This is a genomic window from Bacteroidia bacterium (assembly GCA_023228875.1).
Classification (GTDB): domain Bacteria; phylum Bacteroidota; class Bacteroidia; order NS11-12g; family UBA955; genus JALOAG01.
This window is the reverse complement of sequence record JALOAG010000016.1, coordinates 1-20,787: the sequence shown is the minus strand read 5'-3', so window position 1 is coordinate 20,787 and position 20,787 is coordinate 1. Positions and strand designations below refer to the sequence as shown.

The following is a 20,787-nucleotide window of genomic DNA, read 5'->3' as shown; positions in this document are numbered from 1 at the left end:
CCTTTACAAGTAAATCAAGTGGCAATTCATTTGTTGAAGCCCATCACCTCATACCTATGAGTGAACAAACTAACTATGAAAAAAGTTTAGATGTAGAAGCTAATATCGTGGCTCTTTGCCCCAATTGCCATCGAAAAGTACATTTAGCAACTGATGAAGAGGCTCAGGAAATAAACAATTTTCTACTAAATGCCAGACACGATAGACTTGTACAAGTAGGTCTTAGATCAAATGGAAATAATTAATAGATTTAAATAATAAACTATTTTTAATAATTTTTACTTTACCTGTTGACTCTTCACAAAACTTTATATTAATCTCCTTCTGTAAGCTAACAAGCATACAGGCTTGCAAGGATGATATTATGAAAAAAGACAGTATGAGTTTTGGAGAATATCTGAAACGAAAGCGAGAGGAGAAGCAAATTAGTCTTAGAGAACTCGCTAGGAGATTAGACTTATCAGCACCGTATTTGAGTGACGTTGAGAACAATCGACGTGGTCCATTAACTGAAGAGCGACTAATCACGCTTGTTAGAGAATTGCATCTAACTGAAGAAGAAGAAACTGAAATGTATGATATCATAGGTCAACAAAGAGGATTACTCCCTCCAGACTTGAATCCGTATGTTAGTGATAGACCATATGTGAATGCTGCTCTTAGAACAGCTAAGAATTTGGAAGCCGATGAAGAAGATTGGCAAATGTTTATTGATGAACTCATTAAGAGGAAGAGCAGAGGGGATTAAAACAACATGGTAAAGTGTGCATGCTCGTTAGATTTAAATGGGATACCTTGTTTAAGTAAAATTCAACTCGAAAAATATGGTGAAAGAGTTTTGCGTGACTTTTCTCCCGCTGTTTTGAAAGAGCCACAAGCAACAAACCTCGATAGTTTGATCTCTAAATACATGGGTTTTAATTTTGAATACCAGTATTTATCACACAACCAAGCCTATCTAGGTATCACTATTTTTAATGATACAGATTCTATGCCTGTGTACGATCCCTACTTGAAAAGAGCCGAATTTATTTCAGTAAAAAAGAATACCATTATCATTGAAGGGACTTTGGCAGAGAGTTCACATTTGGAGCATAGAGAACGTTTTACCCAAGGACACGAAATTGCACACGGATTACTTCATTCAGAATATTTTCAATGGAAAGCTGAAACTATTGAGCAAAGTGATAATTATGAAGGCATATACTCACAAACATTCATTCCTGATTTAAGCGAAGTAGATACATATGGTAGGCAATTACAAGGAGAGGCTTGGCTAGAATGGCAGGCAAACTATCTATCTGCTGTTCTATTAATGCCAAAGTCTACTGTTAAGAAGCTAAAGAACATTACGGAACCAACAGGAAGCCCTCTTTGGCATTTTGATTTAGCTCGAGAGATGGTCAAAATTTTTAAAGTTTCAGAAGAAGCTGCAAGAGTTAGGCTTCAATCATTAGGGTATTGGCCAACAAGTTATTGAATTGAAATCTTGCGGGCATAACACTGATTGCCTGCATTTTATAGTACAAAGGTTACTAGCTGTTAAATAGCAGCTAGTTTCTTTTTCACCCTTATGTTAGCTCTTTAGCTAACGCTAATATTTGTAAGGAGTTGCGATGGCAATATCAATGAAATGTCCACTTTGTGGGAAACGTGCTTTTGATACTTCGAGACTACACAACACCAAAGAACCCGTAGAAATTTCTCTCAAGTGCCCACATTGTCGCAATATTGTATCTGTTCCAATAACAGAACGCATGTGCCTGCCAAGCAGGTTAGGAGGTAATATAGCACAAAACTAAATAAAGCAATCCATTGATATACTTAAACTAATATTTCAGTAATAGATTCATACTGAGCAATGGAGTCAAAATGAACTACCAAATGGCCGGATGAGTTACAAGACATATGTTTTGTAATCATCCGGTCTTTTTTTGCTCGGAGATTTTTATTAAACGGTACTGCTTGTTTTAAGGCCAAAACTAAGCGGTAAAAATCATTCGAATTCGTTGAGTTCGAATAACTGCATCTTCTTGCCTGGCCAGTATTCCTCAAAAGATGCACCACACAAATTACTAATTACACCGGTAGTAGGGAATGCACCGGTCGAGGGTCAAAACGGAGAACGTTTTGAAACCGGCCTGCATGCCCTAATCGCTGTATGTCCGAATTCTGTCTCCGTTTTGCCCAGCCCCAGGGAGGGGAAAATGGCAAAAGAGAATAAAACAGAATTCTATTATTATATAGACGGAAAACCGTATCTGCTCACTGTTGGAGAAAATGGAATCACAGAAGAGATTATCACCGTTTTAAGAGATTCATATAACTACGAGAGGCTAAACGACCGCTACCAAGGAGAGTTAGAAGATAAACGTTGTGAGTTTGCTAAAAACCTTATCACAACTAACTCAGTTCAAAGTCCAACAGATCCTATCGAAAATCTAACCAGTCATCACATATCTCCAGAGGAGGCTCTTTTTTCTAAAGAAGTAGACCCAACTCTAAGAGATAAAGTACACACATTGATTCCACATCTCATTCCTTCTCAGCAAGAACTTTTTTGGCAACTCAGTGAAGGTAGGCGCCTAGTAGATATCGCTAGAGATGAAGGAACCACTGACAACGCAATTCGCAGTAGACGTAGAAAAATGTTTGCCCGCATTAAAGCACTTTATGAAGAGACCTATGCCAATAAATAAACTGAGAACCTGTCACATGGGTACGTTTTACCGGCAAAAGATAGAGGAAGGGAGAGTGTTTATCACTAGCCCTTCCTCCGGGTTATTCCCGTTCAAATCTGGAGATTAATTATGAAGCTTCAACACCGAGTCCAAATCAACGTGGCTCACAAAGAAGGTAGTAATCAACAGATACTCAAAAGTAGAGGAAAACGAGTATCTGCTAGATTGCTTCGCTTCTTATTTGGTCCTTATAGCGAAGTGCTTATTCTCACCCCTGGAAAATCAGTCAGGTCTGTAGAAATTCACGAAACCCAACAAGGAGTTAAAAACAATGGATGATAAATTACAACAACTACTTTCTGAAAGTATTGAAGGTTTAAGAGCACTTGCTGAGGCAATAGAACATATAAAAAATAAAGATAATTTAGTGGATAAAGGTGCCACCAATATTTTACAGCCTGAATTAATTGATAACTATGAGGATTCTCAAACTGAAATTGAACCTACTCCTACTCTTTCCTTGGTTGAAGTACGAAGAACTTTAGCTGAAAAATCAAGGGAAGGATTTACTGAACAAATAAGAAGTCTTCTTAATAAATATGAGGCTGACAAACTTTCAGAGATAGATCCAAAAAATTATGCTGCTCTTGTAAATGAAGCACAATATCTAGGAACGAGTATAGATGATATTGAAGCCTCATTAGAAAAACTAAAAAGCCAAAACTGTGAAAGCCAAATTAAAGAAGTTTTTACTCACCACTATGCTACAAACCTTGAAGATCTAAAACCAGAGTATTATTCGAGTTTCATTAGAGATATCGAGGAGCTTAATCGTGGATAACAAACACGCTTTATTATCTCCTTCGTCATCTCAACGATGGCTCAACTGTCCCCCCTCTGCTCGAATAGGGGAACACATAGAAGATACAACAAGTGTTTTTGCAGAAGAAGGAACTGACGCTCATACACTCAGCGAATATAAAATAAATAAAGCACTGGGTTTAGTCGTCGAAAATCCTAAGGCCAATTTGAAATATTACGATGAGGCAATGGATGATCACACTGATGGTTATGCAATTTATATTCTTGAACAATATGAAATGGCTAAATCCAAAAATAAAGACGCTCTTATTCTTACTGAACAAAAATTAGACATTTCTAAATTTGTACCTAATTGCAAAGGAACTGGGGACTGTATAATTCTTGATGATAAAACGTTGCACATCATTGATTTCAAATATGGACAAGGGGTTCTTGTTTCATCAGAAAACAACACTCAAATGATGCTTTATGCTCTTGGTGCACTAGAGATGTTTTCAAACTTGTATGAAATAGACCAAGTTCTAATGACCGTTTATCAACCCCGACTTTCGAACATTAGTACTCGCACGATAGAAACAACTGAATTACTTAATTGGGCAGAGAATTATCTCAAACCACAGGCCCTCCTAGCGCACGAAGGCAAAGGCGAATTTCAATCTGGTGAACATTGTCGGTTCTGTAAAGTGAAGGCAACCTGCCGAAAACGCGCTGAAGATAATCTTGAATTAGCTAAATACGACTTTAGATCTCCGTCCTTACTTAACAACAACGAAATTGGCGAAATCTTAAAGAAAGCAGAAGAACTGGTTGCATGGGCATCTGATATCAAAGAGTACGCTTTCTCGCTTCTTAATAGAGGAGAAAAACTTGAAGGATTTAAGTTAGTTCGAGGAAGATCCAATAGGAAGTATATAGATGATGAAGCAGTTGCCAAGATAGTTAAAAACGCTGGTTACGACCCATATGACAATAAAATCTTAGGAATAACCGCTATGACTAGTTTATTAGGCAAAAACCAATTTCAAGAACTTCTAGGGTCTTTAATCCACAAACCTCTTGGTGCACCAACGCTTGTGCCGGAAAGCGATAAAAGACCGGCCATTACAATCAATGACTTTAATGACATGGAGGAAAAATAATGTCAAATTTTGAAAATCCAATGAAGGTAATCACAGGCAAAGATACACGTTGGTCTTATGCAAATGTATGGGAGCCAGTATCAATTAATGGCGGAACTCCCAAGTATTCAGTTTCTCTTATCATTCCCAAAAGTGACAAGGACACTCTTCAAAAGATTAAATTAGCAATTGAAGCTGCTTACAAAGAAGGTGAAATGAAACTTAGGGGCAGTGGAAAAAGTGTGCCTCCCCTTTCAGCTCTAAAAACACCTCTTAGGGATGGGGATATAGATCGTCCAGATGATTCTGCGTATGAAGGAGCCTATTTCATCAACGCAAACAGCACCACAGCACCGGGAATAGTAGATGCTACTTGTAATCCTGTGCTCAACCGTAGTGAGGTTTACTCCGGTGTGTATGGACGGGCATCAATTACCTTTTATGCTTTTAACTCTAATGGCAATCGTGGTATTGCCTGTGGTTTACAAAACTTACAACTTCTAAGTCCTGGTGAACCACTCGGAGGTAAAGCAAGTGCAGAAAGTGACTTTGCAACCTATGAAGACGATGATTTTCTTGCATGAATTACTTAATGGTGTAGTGGTTTAACACCCACTACACCCCTTTTATCCTAGGAATTTATATGACGCATCTAAGTATAGACATTGAAACTTACTCCTCAACAAACCTAGTCAAAAGTGGGGTCTACCGTTATGTAGAAGCTGATGATTTTGAAGTTATGCTTTTTGGCTATTCAATTGATGGAGGTAAAGTTGAAGTTGTTGATATTGTTCAAGGAGAAACTATACCCGAATCAATTACCGAGGCTCTGTTCGACGACTCAATTTTGAAATGGGCCTTCAATGCTAATTTTGAAAGAATTTGTTTATCGAAGTTTCTTGGGCTTTCTCAAGGACAATACTTATCTCCATCTTCATGGCATTGCACTATGATATGGAGTGCATACTTAGGCCTACCTCTTTCTTTAGAAGGTGCTGGAGCTATCTTAGGTTTAGAAAAACAAAAACTGAATGAAGGCAAAGAACTTATTCGATATTTTTGTAATCCTTGTTCTCCAACAATTTCAAATGAGGGGCGATTACGTAACAAAGCTACAGATGATCCTATTCGTTGGGAACTCTTTGCTGCTTACAACCGTCGTGATGTAGAAGTTGAACTAGCAATACAAAAACGCCTTTCTCGCTTTCCTGTCCCTTCACATATTTGGCAAGAGTATCACTTAGATCAAATTATAAATGATAGAGGTGTAAAAATTGACATACCTTTTGTGTCTAACGCAATTGTCATGGATGAACGCTCCAAAGAAGAAATATCTAACCGTCTAAAATATATTACAGACTTAGAAAATCCAAATTCTGTAATGCAACTAAAAGAGTGGCTTAATGATCAAGGCATCGAAATAGATACACTTGGTCGTAAAGATGTTGAGAAATCAATCAAGCATACCCCTGATTATATCCAAGAAGTATTAACTCTACGGTTAAAGCTAGCCAAATCATCAGTAAGAAAATATGAAGCAATGTTGGCTACTGTTTGTAGAGACAGTAGAGCTCGTGGAATGTTTCAATTTTATGGAGCTAATCGGACAGGAAGATGGGCAGGAAGGCGTGTACAACTACAAAACTTACCACAAAACAGAATTGAAGATTTAGAAGTTGCCCGCTCTTTAGTTGAAAGTGGAAATTATGATGCTGTAAAATTATTGTATTCTAATGTTCCTGACACACTTTCTCAATTAATACGTACGGCATTTATCCCCGAGTCAAATAAGCGTCTACTAGTTTCAGATTTCTCAGCTATTGAAGCTAGAGTTATCGCTTGGCTTGCTAATGAAAAATGGAGAATAAATGTATTTAAAGATGGGGGTGATATCTACTGTGCTTCTGCATCTCAGATGTTTAAGGTCCCAGTAGAGAAGAACGGAGAGAATTCACATCTTAGACAAAAAGGAAAAATCGCAGAACTTGCATTAGGTTATGGTGGCTCTGTTGGGGCATTAAAAGCAATGGGAGCTCTTGAATTAGGTTTAAAAGAAGATGAGCTTTATCCCTTAGTTAATGCTTGGAGAGAGACCAATCCCGCCATTGTGCGATTTTGGTGGGATGTTGATAAAGCAGTCAAAAAAGTAGTTCAAGAAAAAACCAGCGTTAGTACATATGGGATTCGCTTTTCATATGAAAGTGGGTTTTTATTTATAACTCTCCCCTCTAATCGTCGACTTGCTTATGTAAAGCCTAGGATGGGAAGAAATAAATTCGATTCTCCTTGTGTTACCTATGAAGGAATTGGAGTGGCTAAAAAATGGGAACGTATCGAAACCTACGGCCCTAAAGTAGTTGAAAATATAATTCAAGCAATAAGTCGAGATCTGCTTAGCCATGCCATGATTAATCTCAAAAACACATACATATGTATGCACGTTCATGATGAAATTGTTGTTGAAGCTTCAAGTGAACTTAATCTTGAAGATGTTATCTCAACCATGGCAATCCTGCCTAAATGGGCTAAAGGCCTGGCTCTTAATGCAGAAGGATTTGAAACCACATTTTACAAAAAGGATTAGTTATGGGAATCTCACGTTTTAATAATGAAGGATATGTAGATCTTACTCCCTATAAAGCAATCATGTCTGTGGAAAGCAAAAAGAAACCTCGCTTTCCATTTCATCCTATGGTGTATATTTGTTCACCCTTTGCTGGGGATGTTGAAACTAATATTGATAATGCCCGCCGCTATAGTAGGTTTGCTGTTGAACAAGGATATCTACCGATTACCCCTCACCTTCTGTATCCTCAATTCCTGGATGATGATTCTCAACATGAACGAGATATAGGTTTATTCTTTGGTCTCATACTGCTGGATAAATGTTCAGAAGTTTGGGTTTTTGGAGATTATATAAGTGAAGGGATGAAAGCAGAAATTAGACGGGCTCAACTCAAAATTATATCATTAAAGTATTTCAATACTAATTGTCAAATTAGATATAAACTCAATCGTATAGTAGCAAATAAATAGTGTTGATTTAGTGAACATACTGCTTCTGTTTGCATTGACAAACTGTAACTTGTTTTGAAGTCAGTTGCTGAACCATTTCTGATTAGTAATTTATTTCATTTTTTCTTATTCATGATACTACTAAATATATTGTTCTCTCCTTTTCAAACATGCCAAATCTATTGAAATCTTTATTTCATTTTATTAATCGCTCAGATTGATCCTTATTTAATACTCGGCATGTTTTTTAATGCTCTTAATGTCAAATATATATTTCAAAAAAGAAGTCGCGTGATTATCAATATTAATTATAAGCCCACTGTTTGATCCATTTCTTGATATATAGAAATTGCTATAGATGCAATTATAGATTGAAATACACACAATCAAAACCAGCCCTCCACGGGCATACTTAAGGCAACAGCGCAGCTCTTTCAAGGAAAACACAAAAACACAACAAGCGCACACATGGCGCACCAAAGCCACCACTAAACATGCTTACAACTAGAATTCTAACGATTTAGGAGCGATTTTAACAAAAACACAAACACCAACATGAAAATTTACTATAGCAAGTTTCCAAAATATTGAAAACACACATCAGACGCACCAAGTAGCGCTAAAAAGATTGACTACAAACACAAATATGATTATACTTAGAGCATAAGAAAGTGAATGGAGACTTTTATGAATGAGTTATCATTACAGGACTTTGAGCTTTTTCAAATGACAATAGGAGAGCCTAGCATCTCTGTTACACGTAACGGAGTTACTTTCAGCAAATCTGCCATTATAAAGTTAGGGAAACCGGAATATGTAAAATTGCTTATTCAACACGAAAGAAAACTTGCTGCAGTCGTGCGAAGTACTTCGGAAGAAGAAGAAGCAATACTGTTCTTGTCACCACAAAAAAAAACAATATCCGTGCGTTGGAACAATCGTGATTTGTTGAATACTTTATGGCAATTGATGAAATGGAGTCCTGACGGACGCTACTCTATAACTGGCATTTACAATCATGACTTGGAAGCTATGATTTTTGACTTAAAGGATTACAAACTTATTGGGGAGTAAGTAAATAAAAACACGGCATAGATAGCTACTGCCGTGTTTGATAAAATTGGGCGTGTAAAGAATGGTGATTACTTTCACGCATAATCTAGGCTGTGCGTTACAAGACAAAACAACCATAAGATATACCAATCGAAGCAACATAAAGGTACGTCGCAGAATTTGTTTTGTCAAGGCTTTTTTCGCACAGAGAGAACTTGTGGGGAGGAAGATGCCTATGGAAAATGATTCGTAAAATTAACTAGACCATCAAGGCTTTAGTATTGGATATGCGCAAGCATTCTTATAACCTGACTGCATTATTCACCCTCTGTTGCTCTTAGGTGCATATAATTAATAATGGAGTAAAATCATTATGAGTAAGAAAAATTCTGGTCGTACTATTTACCATGTTCCTGGAAAGGGGTGGGCAGATAAAGCAAATGATGCTATCAAACCAGCTAAGTTTTATGAAACACAAGCTGAAGCTTACGAAGCTGGCCGTCAGCGCCTTATCAATCAAGGTGGTGGAGAAATTGCTATAAAGAATAAAAACACTGGAAAAATTAGACAAAAAACCACAATACCACACGGCAACGATCCTTATCCTCCTAAAGGATAATTAACTTTTTTCTTGAATGACTTGCCAAAGATAGCTCAAGGCAAGTCATTCTTTTTTATCTTATAATCTAAAGTTTTTCTAATGTTGTTTTCACGTTAAATATACTTATATTTGTACATTCGACTAATTTAGCGGTTATGTTTACAAAATTCGTTAAGTGGACATCCCATACAGTTAGGATTTCTTGGAGAACAAAATGTCCTGCCGACCTCCCAACAAACCCCATCTACAATGCCTGGAAATTCAGGATTTAATTCTCGGGCTTTACAAATTGTATAAATTTTGGCTGCTTCAGCATTTGAAGTAGTAGGAGTCAATCCTAATCTACTAAAAACTCTAGTAGTATGGATATCAGGGGCAATATCAAAAAACTTGTAATCAGCAAACTCTATGGCAAAATAGCGATAAAGTAAGTTTGGAGCCATATTCGCTATCTTAAACCCACACCCTGAAAACTCCATGAATCTTAGAACAACATCTTGAGAACTTGGCTCATCTTCCCATATTTTTGATGCATCTCCATTCATCAACTCGCTATCAACAATTTGTTGTACACCTCTATAAAAGAACTTTGCACTACGAGCTGGATAACGATGCCATTTACTCTCTCCTGAAAACATTTCAATATATTGATCTTCTTTTATTTTATACAATTCTTTGATGTCAAAAGTTCCTAGATTTTCTTTTACTCTTTGTGGAATTGTCCAAGCAACCTCAGCGGCAACAGAGGTATCAAGAATGCAAGCCAATACAAAAGCGTGTGGATAACGCTGAATGTCATGAACAAGAACATTTGCATCTTCAATAAATTCTTGACTATCTTTACCTGAATTCGATTCAATTAGGAAAGAATCGACATGAGAACCGAGATAACATTCTTGTTTTGCTAATTCAACTAATGGATGAATCATTGTAGTGTCTCCTTCATTATATTCGATGATTATTTAAGCGGAGTTACCTCCTATCATTTAATGAAATAATATTCATTATTTAATATAGAAGTTGAACTTTGAATTAAAGTCCAACCACGGCTTGCTATATAATTTAGCATAGCTCCCATAATATAAAATTTCCCTGATGAACCTGATGCACCATACTGTTTATAATTAGTATTACCAAAAGATTCTAATAGGGCTTCACCATCAATTTGTAACTGAATCATGCCACCATTTAACAAAGCATTTCCAACCTGTTTTTCATCTGATATTTCATCGTAGTTATTTGTAAGTGAAACCATTAAAACGCGGCGAGTTGAATCAATTAGTTTTGAGGCATTGTTTTCCCGATATGTGTTAAAAGATAAATAACCTAACGCGATAGCAATCAAAAGCAATAATAACGTCACGCCCGTTAGCTTTGTCTTATTATGGCGAATTTCCCTTTTTAGTTCTTCCAAATCAGATTTTTCAATCTGTATAATTATTCTACCATTTTCCATTCCTCAGCCTCCATTCCAAAACAATGCTTTTCTCAAAAACATTTTTTCTTGCTTTCAGTATAACAGCAATAGTTTAGATAAGTAATTTTATTCTAAAAACTATAACACTTCTAAAAATATTTTTATTTGCAAACGGGTACGCTTCCTCGGTTGTTACTGAGGAGAGATAGTATTCATGACTCATTATATTTATAAATCTGGGAGTACGGCTTATGCGTAGACTCCCTATAGCCTATGGCAATAGTTGTTTTGCCAAAACTTGGACTAATAAAACAATTTCTTTTGATGACTTGTGTGAACGTTTATCTCAAACTATAAGAACCACAGAAAGCATCGAAGAATATCCTAAACTTTCAAAAAGAGAACGAGATCGAGTAAAAGATAAAGGTGGGTTTGTTGGTGGCCATTTAAAAGATAATCGCAGACGTCGAGAAACCTTAATAAGCCGATCTATGCTCACCCTAGATGCAGATCATTTATCTCATTCTTTGTTAGATGGTTTTGAAAATCAATGTAAGTATGCCGCATGTTTATACACAACTCATGGTCATACTTATGAAGAGCCTAGAGCACGTATAATCATTCCCCTAACCAGAGATGTAAGTCCTGATGAGTATATTGCAATTGCTCGTTATGTTACTGACTCTTTTGACATCGACCAGTTCGATGAATGCTCATATCGGCCTCATCAACTTATGTATTGGCCCACTACAGCAACAAATGGGACTTTTATATTTAAGCAATCAAAAGGCTCTTGGTTAGACCCAGATGAGTTTCTAAAAACAAAGCCTAACTGGCAAAATTTCTCATTGCTACCTACCTCTAGTCGTGAAAGCACTGTAAGAAAGGTCGGGGTAAAGAAACAAGAAGATCCTCTATCTAAAAGTGGAATTGTAGGTGCTTTTTGTAGAGCTTTTGCTATTCAAGAAGCAATTGAAAAGTACCTATCTTATATTTATAAACCTTCTGCTGTTGAGGGAAGGTATGATTATATCCCTGCTGACTCTACTGCAGGTGTTGTTGTCTACGATGATAAGTTTGCTTACTCACACCACGCCTCAGACCCTGCAGCCCAAATGTTATTAAATAGTTTTGATTTAGTTCGAATACATTTGTTTGGTGATACAGATGATGATGAGTCATTCTCCTCTCGCAGTCCTAGTTTTCAGAAAATGGTTCAACTAGCTTTATCCTCTCAAGAAGTAAAAAGTCTTTTGGCAAAAGAGAGAACTCAAGAAGCAGGTAAAGAGTTTTCAGAAAATCACTCGTGGCAAGAACAACTAGAGCTCGATAAGAAAGGCTCTGTAAAAGACACCTTAGATAACATTGTCCTAATTCTGCGCTTTGATGAAGCATTACAAGAAATAGCGTTTAACTGTCATAAAGATAGCATAGATTGTCGGGGTAAATTGCCTTGGGAACAAGTAAAGATGGGTTGGAATGACTCTGATAACGCAGCTTTAAAGGTTTATATGTCTAAAGTATATGGAGTTTACTCTCCAACTAAAACCAAAGATGCAATTTTGGCAGTTGCAGCTGAACGAGCTTTTCACCCTATAAAAGAGTATCTGAATTCCCTGCCCCCTTGGGACGGTACAGAACGAGTTGAAACTCTTTTATCGTATTATTTTGGCTCTGATGATAATTCGTATACTAGAGCGGTAGCACGTAAGACGATGGTCGCAGCAGTATCACGAGTGTACGAACCCGGCATCAAGTTTGATCAGGTTCCGATCATTGTTGGACCACAGGGAATTGGTAAGTCCAACTTCTTTGCCAAACTTGGAGGCAAGTGGTTTAGCGACAGTCTCACTCTCACTGACATGAAAGATAAAAGTGGTCCTGAAAAACTTCAGGGTTACTGGATATTGGAATTAGGAGAGCTTGCGGGCATGAGGAAGGCTGACATTGAAACAGTAAAAAGCTTCATAAGTCGAACCGATGATAAATATCGAGCGAGCTATGGTGTGAATGTTGAAAGTCATCTACGGCAAAGTATCATCGTAGGTACTACAAATGCAGAGACAGGATTCCTACGTGATATCACCGGCAACCGGCGATTTTGGCCTGTGCATGTAACAGGAGTCTCAGAGAAGAAACCTTGGCAATTAACTAAAGAAGATGTACAGCAAATTTGGGCTGAAACATTAGTTTTATATCATCTTGGAGAAAATCTTTTCTTAGAGGGTGAAGATGCAATTCAAGCAACAGAATATCAAAATGCAGCTATGGAAACAGATGAGCGTGAAGGCATTGTTAGAGAATATCTTGAGACCCTTTTACCTGAAAATTGGGACAACTTAGATCTTGGGCAAAGACGAGATTTTCTTTCTGGCTTCAACGAAGGAGGAACAGTAAGGCGAACGAGAGTTTGCAATATGGAAATATGGAGTGAATGTTTTGCTAAAGATCCTGCCATGATGAGAAAAATCGACTCATATGAAATTGCAGCAATTATGCAAAAAATGGACAACTGGGAAAAGTGTGGACGAGCCACCTTCCCTATTTATGGACGACAGAGGTATTACCAATGGCACATGAATGTATAAAGGACAACTCAAAAGTAGCCTTGTCCTACTATCTGTCCACATCACAAATTATTGCAATTAAAAGAAATAAAAACAGTTTTAGACAAGAGGACAAGAATTATCCTATAGAGTATCGAAATCTTATGTTATTAGAAAGCAGAAACACGTCTGTGCGCACGTATAGGGAAAACCGGTCCAAATTGTCCATCTGTCCCAAAGGATGGTTTTAATGCGTGAGAGTGTAATTGAAATGACTCTGACAAAACGAGTTGCCCAAATGGGTGGTAAAGCTCTGAAGTTTATCAGTCCTGGTAACACTGGGATGCCTGATCGCTTAGTACTTTTACCAAAAGGAAAGGTCGGCTTTGTTGAAGTTAAGGCTCCTGGCAAAGCCCCTCGCCCACTACAGTTGGTAAAACATGAGATGTTAAAAAATCTTGGGTTTCAAGTTTATGTTTTAGATGACTGCAAACAAATAGAGGAAATCTTAAATGCAATACAAAGCACATAAGTATCAAGAATACGCACAAAACTTTATTGAAACTCACCCAGTTGCAGCAATCTTTTTAGATATGGGCTTAGGCAAAACAGTCATCACTTTAAGTGCAATCTTCAATCTTCTGTTTGATTCATTTTTGGTACAAAGAATTTTAGTAGTTGCCCCACTGAGAGTTGCTAGAGACACTTGGCCTCAAGAAGTAGCAAAGTGGAATCATCTATCTGAATTGAAATTTGCTGTGGCTGTAGGAACTGAAGCTGAACGTGTAGCAGCAATTCAAGCAAGAGCAGATTTACTAATTATCAACCGAGAAAACATCAAATGGTTGATTGAAACACAAAACAATAAAATCGATTTTGATATGGTCGTAATTGATGAACTTTCTTCTTTCAAAAACCATCGTACTCAACGCTCTAAAGCATTGATGAAAATAAGACCTAAAGTAAAAAGGATTGTAGGACTAACAGGCACCCCTGCATCTAATGGGCTTATGGATCTTTGGGCTCAATATCGAATCTTAGATATGGGTCAAAGATTAGGGAAATTTATAACTACCTATCGTCAGGCGTATTTTGTACCAGACAAACGTAATGCCCAAGTTGTGTTTTCTTACAAACCTACCTCATATGCAGAAAAAGAAATTCATAAACTTATTTCTAATATCACCATCTCAATGAAAGCTTGTGATTATCTACAAATGCCTAATCTTCTTTCAACAGTCGTAACTGTAAAATTATCTGATTCTGAAAAAACTTCATACAACACTTTAAAAAAAGATTTGGTACTAGAGTTAAAGGGCCAACAAATAACAGCGTCCAATGCTGGTTCTCTTTCTGGAAAATTATCTCAAATGGCTAATGGAGCGGTATATGATGATGATGGAAAAATTACAGTTATACATAATCAAAAACTTGATGCTCTTGAAGACATTATTGAATCTGCCAACGGTCAAAGTGTATTAATAGCTTATTGGTTCAAACATGATCTAAAACGGATTGAAGCAAAACTTAAAACATTAAAAGTTCCATACAAAACCATTGATAACAGCCAAAGTATCAAAGAATGGAATGCGAACAAAATTCAAGTAGGACTCATCCATCCTGCATCAGCAGGTCATGGACTCAATCTACAAAAAGGTGGGAACAATCTAATTTGGTTTAGTATTCCTTGGAGTCTTGAACTCTACCAACAAACTGTGGCCAGACTTTGGCGTCAAGGTCAAAGCTCCAAAACTGTCGTCGTTCAGCATTTAGTATGTGAAGGAACTATTGATGAGCGAATTATAAAAGCCTTACAAGACAAATCTATTACTCAAGACTCTCTTGTTAAAGCTGTTAAGGCTGAGCTGGAAGGAGGACTTTGATGAAAATAGAAAATCTAAAAATGTTAGGACTGGCTATAACAAAATTAGCTGTCAATGATTACAACAAAGCTATAAAGCAATTAAAGCTCAACCCTAAATATTCACAAGCTTTGAATACCAAAACTGAAATCGAGAGCTTTTTTGAAAGCACTTGGTTTGAAATATTAAGTGAATTAAACCCTGATTTAACAAAAATAAAACTCAAGGAGAATTAAATTTGACTGCAAAAGAATACCTATCCCAAGCCTTTATATTAGACAAGAGAATTCAGGTGAAAGAACGTCGCCTTGAGTGGTTAAAAAATCATGCGTCGTATGTTTCGAATAACCTCACTGAAGTTGTAAAAGCTAGCTTATCTCACCGCTCTGCTGTAGAAGAAGCAGTTGTTAAAATTGTTGATCTGGAGAAAGAGTTAATGAACGACATCAATAAAATGATTGAATTGAAAAAAGAAATTGCTTTTATGATTAGAAGTGTAAACAACATTGAGTGTGAAACCTTGTTAGAGATGCGTTATCTAACCTTTATGTGTTGGAATGATATCATGGCGCATTTAAATTCTAGCAAAGATAGGGTGTTTAGGATTCACAGAAAAGCAATCAATTTAATAAACAATAGTTGCAATTTATAGTATAGACAAAAAAATACATTAATTCCCAACTAAATTTGTATAAATTGCATTAAACCCTTTTAAATCAACGGTACCGAGATTGTAGTTAGAAGGAATCCCATATTTAGAATACTCTTCGATGACTATCTTTAGTTTTGGTTCTGTTCTAAGTAAAGACAAGAATTTTGTGTAGTCACTTATTACGATTCTATCTGAAGAATTGGTACTCCTATACAAATCAATATCTCCAGTTTCGTCTTTAATCTGTAAATAAAATATGTCGGGATTAGAGAAACTGCCTTGTACCATGTATGAGCCATATTCCCAAAGTATAAATGAGATATTTTTGTCTTCTATATCTACAACTAATTGCCAATCAAGCCTAGAGTTTCTTGTCGCTGAATTAGAAAAAGTTCCCTTTTGTCTTCCCATAGACACATAAGCATGTTCTGTAGGATCTCCAAAAGAATCTACAAAATAATTTATGCGCCAATCGCCAAAGTCTTTTTTTTGTGATAAATCTTCAACACTCTCTTCAGCTTCAAGTTCTGCAAACTGCTCAAGTAATATGGCAGTATAAGTCTCATAATCTCCTTTAATAGCATCCTCAAACCCTTTCATATAACCTAATGAATAATCATCAGTGGCAAATAAAGTAATACTAAAAAATAAAATAAAACTGATTATTGCTATTGTCTTTTTCATATTGACCTCATTTTTATTCCTTTTCATTTGTCTACATGTTACCATGTAAATTCACAGATTATAAGGAGTGTGAAGAAAATGAAAAGAATAATGACTTTTTTACTATTTTCATTACTTATTGTGCAAACTGCATTTGCTGCAGTTTCCTTTACGACTTTTAACGGAGGAAGTAATTTAATTGATTTAGGTTACGGCATAACAATTAATAATAAATCTTCATTACTTAGAGAATGGAAAACCGCTCATGATAGTTCTCTGCCAATAGATTTTGTCGGAACCATTGGTGCTACAGTAACATATCAATCAAGTTCTAAGTATACATCAGGGGGCTATCGGTATAAAGCAGAGTATGTGTTGAAGTGTAACGAAGATGTAACTGCAGTAGAAGTAATCATACTTGTTTTTAATGTCTGGGGCCAACTACAGTCAAAACTATCAGCTACAGAGATTATGGATATGACTAAGAATCAAACATATGATTTTTCTCCTACTTGGTCCATTAGTTCTGAGCATAAAGCAACTGAAGCTTTATCCTCACTAGCATATATAAATCAAGTTAGAACTAAATCAGGAAGAATTTATACAGCTGACATGACCGCGATAGTAGCGGAAGCACAAAAATATGCAAAAGAATTAACACCAGAGGTGATTAAAGACTTTAGCAACTGATACTTATTGTCACATCAAATGCAACTTGACAACAGTTATTAGTTTGCCCTAATGTGTAATCAGATTGGTAGATTATAGAGCCCAGCACACCGCTGGGCTTTTTTATGTCCAGAGGAAAACAATGCCCTATAAACCAAAGCGCCCCTGCTCTCATCCAGAGTGTCCACTTCTTACTCACACTAGGTTTTGTGAAGAACATTCAAAGTTAAATGCAAGGTTGTATGAGAAATTCCAACGAAGAAGTGACACTCACAAGCGGTATGGGAGCCAGTGGCGGAAGATTCGTAAAGAGTATTTAGAGTGCCACCCTTTTTGCAAATTTTGTTGTGACGACGGTCGTAGAACAAAAGCTGAAGTTGTTCATCATATTAAAGCAGCAAGAGAAGGTGGCAGTAATGATTGGAGCAATTTGATGGCGTTGTGTAACAGTTGCCACTCACTTCTTCATGCAAAACAAGGTGATAGATGGAAGTAACCAAACCCAAAGCAAAGACCCCTAGGGGGATGTGAATCTCTGGGCCTTATTTGCCTTACAACGGGCGGGGGCCTTCACGCGCAAAAATCAGTAATCAAACGGGGTATTAACCCCCAGTTATTTTATAGGTGGTGCAACATGGCAAAAGACGGCACAAACCGTGGCGGCTCTCGCTTCGGTGCTGGCAGAAAGCCTAAAGCACTGACGGAGAAAATTAACGAAGGAAAAAGAGCTAGCATAGTAGAGTTACCTACAGCTCCTACTCTAGAAGGAGTAGAGATGCCACCGGCTCGAGATTATTTATCTGCTGAACAGAAAAATGGACAGCAATTCTTAGCTAAACAAATTTATGAAGATACTTGGCAATGGCTTAGTGTTCGAGGCTGCTCGGAATTAGTAAATGTTCAATTAATAGAACAGTATGCTATGAGTGTGGCTCGTTGGATTCAATGTGAGATTGCCATAAGTGAATATGGATTTTTAGCCAAACACCCAACCACAGGTGCAGCAATAGCTTCTCCGTATGTTTCGATGAGCAGAGAATACATGAAACAAGTTAATCAGTGCTGGTATCAAATATTCCAAATAGTAAAAGAAAACTGCACATCAGATTTCCAAGGCCCTAGTCCTCAAGATGATCTAATGGAGCGCTTACTGAGAACCAAACTTAGTAATTAAAAAGGACAAAATTATGAAAACTTATCTCACTAGTGAAAGTGTCTGCAAAGGACACCCTGACAAACTATGCGATTTCATTGCAGACTCAATTTTGGATGCGTGTCTGGCTGTAGACCCTCTAAGTAGAGTTGCCTGTGAAGTATTGGCAACCAAAGGTAAAATCGTAGTTGCTGGAGAAATAACTTGTAGCTATAAAATTAATATTAGAGACATCGTTAGATGTGCTCTTACAGACTGTGGATACAATCCTTCTAACTTCTCTATTAGTGTATTTATTCATGCTCAAAGCTCCGATATTGCTTTTGGTGTAAATACTGCATTAGAAGTAAGAAACAACAAAGATGAACAAGAAACTGAACTGGGAGCTGGAGATCAAGGTACTGTTGTTGGCTTTGCAACAGACGAAACCTCTACTTATCTTCCCCTACCTTTAGAGCTATCTCATCGTATCTGTAAGACCCTAGATGAGAAAAGAAAAACCAAAGAAATTGCAGGAATTAAAAGTGATGGCAAAGCTCAGGTTACAATTGAGTATCGCAATAAAGTCCCATACAAAGTCAAAGCAATAATTGTATCAATTCAGCACGACCAGTACAAAGATTTGAAAGAACTAAAAAGTGAAATTATAAGTAAAGTTCTTGAACCAGCTTTCAGTGATTTCCCATTTGATGAGCAAACACAAATTCTTATAAACCCTTCAGGCAGATTTGTTAAGGGAGGACCTGAAGCAGATACTGGTGTAACTGGTCGCAAGTTAATGGTTGATTCATATGGAGGACTAGCCTTACATGGTGGAGGGGCCTTTAGTGGAAAGGATGCAACTAAGGTTGATCGCTGTGCTGCTTATATGGCTCGCCTGATTGCTAAAACCATTGTCGTTTCAAAACTAGCCAAACGATGTGAAGTTTCAATTTCATATGCTATTGGTAAAGCTAATCCAGTAGCGCTCAACATCAACACATTTGGTACAAGCAATTATAGTGAAAAACAATTAATTGAAGCTACTTTAAAAACTTTCTCTTTAAAACCAAAAGACATAATAGATACGCTTAAACTTAAAGAACCTATTTTTAGCTTTACCTCTTGCTACGGTCATTTTGGTAACCCTCTCTTTCCTTGGGAACAAGTACTAGATACATACACATCAAAACTAAAAGGTGAACTAGCATATGGTAATTGAGAAAAAAAGGATTAGTGATTTACTTCCTGCATCTTACAACCCTCGCAAAGATTTAAAAGCAGGAGATGCTGAATATGAAAAACTAAGACGTTCTATTGAGCAGTTTGGATATGTGGAGCCAATTATTTGGAATAAACACACTTCTAACGTAGTTGGAGGGCATCAACGACTTAAGGTCTTAAAAGAGTCAGGCATAGAAGAACTAGATTGTGTCATTGTTGATTTACCTGAAGAAAAAGAAAAGGCTCTAAATATTGCTCTAAACAAAATCTCAGGTGACTGGGACAAAGATAAACTAGCTTTACTAATAACCGATCTACAAGCAGAAGATTTTGATATCTTCCTTACTGGTTTTGATGTCGAAGAGATCGATGATTTATTTAAAGACACACTTAAAGAGGGCATCAAAGATGATGAGTTTGATATTGAAGCTGAATTACAGAACCCTCCCATTACCAAAGTAAATGATATCTGGAAGCTTGGCCGACACAAGTTAGTGTGTGGCGATAGCACTAAAGAAGATACCTTTGATCTTCTTATGGGAAATGTAAAAGCAAACTTAGTTGTTACTGACCCACCCTATAATGTTAATTACCAAGCTCAAGCTGGAAAGATTAAAAACGATAACCTCTCTGATAGTGTATTTTATGACTTCCTTATATCAAGCTTTATCAACATTGAAAAAGCGATGACCGATGATGCTTCAATTTATGTTTTCCATGCTGATACTGAAGGTCTTAATTTTAGAAAAGCTTTTAATGAAGCTGGCTTTCATTTATCAGGAACATGCATCTGGAAAAAACAATCCTTAGTTTTAGGTCGCTCTCCTTATCAGTGGCAGCATGAACCTGTGTTGTTTGGTTGGAAAAAGAAAGGAAGGCACAAATGGTACACTGGACGAAAAGAATCTACAATCTGGGAATTTGATAAACCTAAAAAGAATGCCGATCATCCAACTACGAAACCGGTAGCACTAATTGCCTACCCAATTTTAAATTCTTCAATTAGCAATACGATTGTTTTAGATCCTTTTGGTGGAAGTGGCAGCACCTTAGTTGCTTGTGAACAATCAGAGAGGATTTGCCACACCATAGAACTAGATGAAAAATATTGTGATGTAATTGTTAAACGCTATATCGAATTAGTAGGCTCTACACAAAACGTTCTTTTAGAGCGTGATGGCTTATCGTACTCCTATGAAGAAGCATTAGAGCTGGGAGGCGATAATGGATAGAATCACATTAATAATTACTATCTTTGTGTGTCTATTTGGCTCTGGTGGCATAGTGTTGTGGCTATTAAATAGAGTGGCAAAACGTAACGATGAGCACAAT

25 protein-coding genes are annotated in these 20,787 nt (G+C 36.9%); 22 read left to right on the top strand and 3 right to left on the bottom strand.

Going from position 1 to position 20,787, the window contains the following annotated elements:
• From M0R38_11205 to M0R38_11150, 12 genes are all read left to right on the top strand, one after another.
• Positions 1-245: HNH endonuclease (locus tag M0R38_11205; GenBank protein MCK9482314.1), on the top strand; the 245-nt coding region annotated here is incomplete at its 5' end.
• Positions 246-364: 119 nt separating this feature from the next.
• Positions 365-748, top strand: coding sequence for a helix-turn-helix domain-containing protein (locus M0R38_11200; GenBank protein MCK9482313.1), 384 nt, complete (start codon positions 365-367; stop codon positions 746-748).
• A 6-nt stretch (positions 749-754) separates the two neighbouring features.
• Complete coding sequence (locus M0R38_11195) at positions 755-1,480, top strand: ImmA/IrrE family metallo-endopeptidase (protein MCK9482312.1); 726 nt, start codon at positions 755-757, stop codon at positions 1,478-1,480.
• A gap of 553 nt (positions 1,481-2,033) precedes the next feature.
• Positions 2,034-2,699: a hypothetical protein gene (locus M0R38_11190; GenBank protein MCK9482311.1), complete on the top strand. Its 666-nt coding sequence runs from the start codon at positions 2,034-2,036 to the stop codon at positions 2,697-2,699.
• Between the two features lie 111 nt (positions 2,700-2,810).
• On the top strand, positions 2,811-3,020 hold the full coding sequence (locus tag M0R38_11185) for a hypothetical protein (GenBank protein ID MCK9482310.1): 210 nt from the start codon (positions 2,811-2,813) through the stop codon (positions 3,018-3,020).
• A complete protein-coding gene (locus tag M0R38_11180) occupies positions 3,013-3,522 on the top strand; it encodes a hypothetical protein (GenBank protein MCK9482309.1) in 510 nt (169 codons plus the stop codon). Before M0R38_11185 ends, M0R38_11180 begins: the two co-directional genes overlap by 8 nt.
• Positions 3,512-4,642, top strand: a complete 1,131-nt coding sequence (locus tag M0R38_11175; protein ID MCK9482308.1) for a DUF2800 domain-containing protein — start codon at positions 3,512-3,514, stop codon at positions 4,640-4,642. Before M0R38_11180 ends, M0R38_11175 begins: the two co-directional genes overlap by 11 nt.
• On the top strand, positions 4,642-5,205 hold the full coding sequence (locus M0R38_11170; GenBank protein MCK9482307.1) for a DUF2815 family protein: 564 nt from the start codon (positions 4,642-4,644) through the stop codon (positions 5,203-5,205). The genes M0R38_11175 and M0R38_11170 overlap by 1 nt, the downstream gene beginning before the upstream one ends.
• Before the next feature lie 59 nt (positions 5,206-5,264).
• Positions 5,265-7,205: a DNA polymerase gene (locus M0R38_11165; protein ID MCK9482306.1), complete on the top strand. Its 1,941-nt coding sequence runs from the start codon at positions 5,265-5,267 to the stop codon at positions 7,203-7,205.
• A gap of 2 nt (positions 7,206-7,207) precedes the next feature.
• Positions 7,208-7,657, top strand: coding sequence for a hypothetical protein (locus M0R38_11160; GenBank protein MCK9482305.1), 450 nt, complete (start codon positions 7,208-7,210; stop codon positions 7,655-7,657).
• Positions 7,658-8,323: 666 nt separating this feature from the next.
• Positions 8,324-8,710, top strand: coding sequence for a hypothetical protein (locus M0R38_11155; protein MCK9482304.1), 387 nt, complete (start codon positions 8,324-8,326; stop codon positions 8,708-8,710).
• 352 nt (positions 8,711-9,062) lie between these two features.
• On the top strand, positions 9,063-9,308 hold the full coding sequence (locus tag M0R38_11150; GenBank protein ID MCK9482303.1) for a DUF2188 domain-containing protein: 246 nt from the start codon (positions 9,063-9,065) through the stop codon (positions 9,306-9,308).
• Between the two features lie 128 nt (positions 9,309-9,436).
• On the opposite strand, the gene M0R38_11145 is transcribed toward M0R38_11150, so the two are convergent.
• Both M0R38_11145 and M0R38_11140 read right to left on the bottom strand, forming a co-directional pair.
• Positions 9,437-10,219 carry an iron-sulfur cluster loop gene (locus M0R38_11145; protein MCK9482302.1) on the bottom strand — a complete coding sequence of 261 codons (783 nt, stop codon included), beginning with the start codon at positions 10,217-10,219 and terminating at the stop codon, positions 9,437-9,439.
• A 53-nt stretch (positions 10,220-10,272) separates the two neighbouring features.
• A complete protein-coding gene (locus tag M0R38_11140) occupies positions 10,273-10,746 on the bottom strand; it encodes a hypothetical protein (protein MCK9482301.1) in 474 nt (157 codons plus the stop codon).
• Positions 10,747-10,958: 212 nt separating this feature from the next.
• On the opposite strand from M0R38_11140, the gene M0R38_11135 reads away from it, so the two are divergent.
• The 5 genes from M0R38_11135 (at position 10,959) to M0R38_11115 (ending at position 15,767) form a co-directional block, all read left to right on the top strand.
• On the top strand, positions 10,959-13,295 hold the full coding sequence (locus M0R38_11135) for a virulence-associated E family protein (GenBank protein ID MCK9482300.1): 2,337 nt from the start codon (positions 10,959-10,961) through the stop codon (positions 13,293-13,295).
• Positions 13,296-13,503: 208 nt separating this feature from the next.
• Positions 13,504-13,785, top strand: coding sequence for a VRR-NUC domain-containing protein (locus M0R38_11130; protein ID MCK9482299.1), 282 nt, complete (start codon positions 13,504-13,506; stop codon positions 13,783-13,785).
• Positions 13,766-15,136, top strand: coding sequence for a DEAD/DEAH box helicase (locus tag M0R38_11125; protein ID MCK9482298.1), 1,371 nt, complete (start codon positions 13,766-13,768; stop codon positions 15,134-15,136). The genes M0R38_11130 and M0R38_11125 overlap by 20 nt, the downstream gene beginning before the upstream one ends.
• Positions 15,136-15,351, top strand: a complete 216-nt coding sequence (locus M0R38_11120) for a hypothetical protein (GenBank protein MCK9482297.1) — start codon at positions 15,136-15,138, stop codon at positions 15,349-15,351. Before M0R38_11125 ends, M0R38_11120 begins: the two co-directional genes overlap by 1 nt.
• A gap of 2 nt (positions 15,352-15,353) precedes the next feature.
• Positions 15,354-15,767, top strand: coding sequence for a DUF1492 domain-containing protein (locus M0R38_11115; protein ID MCK9482296.1), 414 nt, complete (start codon positions 15,354-15,356; stop codon positions 15,765-15,767).
• Positions 15,768-15,785: 18 nt separating this feature from the next.
• On the opposite strand, the gene M0R38_11110 is transcribed toward M0R38_11115, so the two are convergent.
• Positions 15,786-16,451, bottom strand: a complete 666-nt coding sequence (locus tag M0R38_11110) for a hypothetical protein (protein MCK9482295.1) — start codon at positions 16,449-16,451, stop codon at positions 15,786-15,788.
• A 78-nt stretch (positions 16,452-16,529) separates the two neighbouring features.
• Between M0R38_11110 and M0R38_11105 the strand changes: the two genes are divergently transcribed.
• From M0R38_11105 to M0R38_11085, 5 genes are all read left to right on the top strand, one after another.
• A complete protein-coding gene (locus M0R38_11105; GenBank protein ID MCK9482294.1) occupies positions 16,530-17,120 on the top strand; it encodes a hypothetical protein in 591 nt (196 codons plus the stop codon).
• A gap of 121 nt (positions 17,121-17,241) precedes the next feature.
• Positions 17,242-17,595 (top strand): HNH endonuclease, encoded by a 354-nt coding sequence (locus tag M0R38_11100; GenBank protein ID MCK9482293.1) that lies wholly within the window; start codon positions 17,242-17,244, stop codon positions 17,593-17,595.
• 138 nt (positions 17,596-17,733) lie between these two features.
• The gene (locus M0R38_11095) at positions 17,734-18,273 is read left to right on the top strand and encodes a P27 family phage terminase small subunit (GenBank protein MCK9482292.1); all 540 of its coding nucleotides are present in this window, start codon (positions 17,734-17,736) and stop codon (positions 18,271-18,273) included.
• A 13-nt stretch (positions 18,274-18,286) separates the two neighbouring features.
• Positions 18,287-19,453: a methionine adenosyltransferase gene (gene metK / locus M0R38_11090; GenBank protein MCK9482291.1), complete on the top strand. Its 1,167-nt coding sequence runs from the start codon at positions 18,287-18,289 to the stop codon at positions 19,451-19,453.
• A complete protein-coding gene (locus tag M0R38_11085; protein MCK9482290.1) occupies positions 19,443-20,687 on the top strand; it encodes a site-specific DNA-methyltransferase in 1,245 nt (414 codons plus the stop codon). The genes metK and M0R38_11085 overlap by 11 nt, the downstream gene beginning before the upstream one ends.
• The last annotated feature ends 100 nt before the right edge of the window (positions 20,688-20,787 follow it).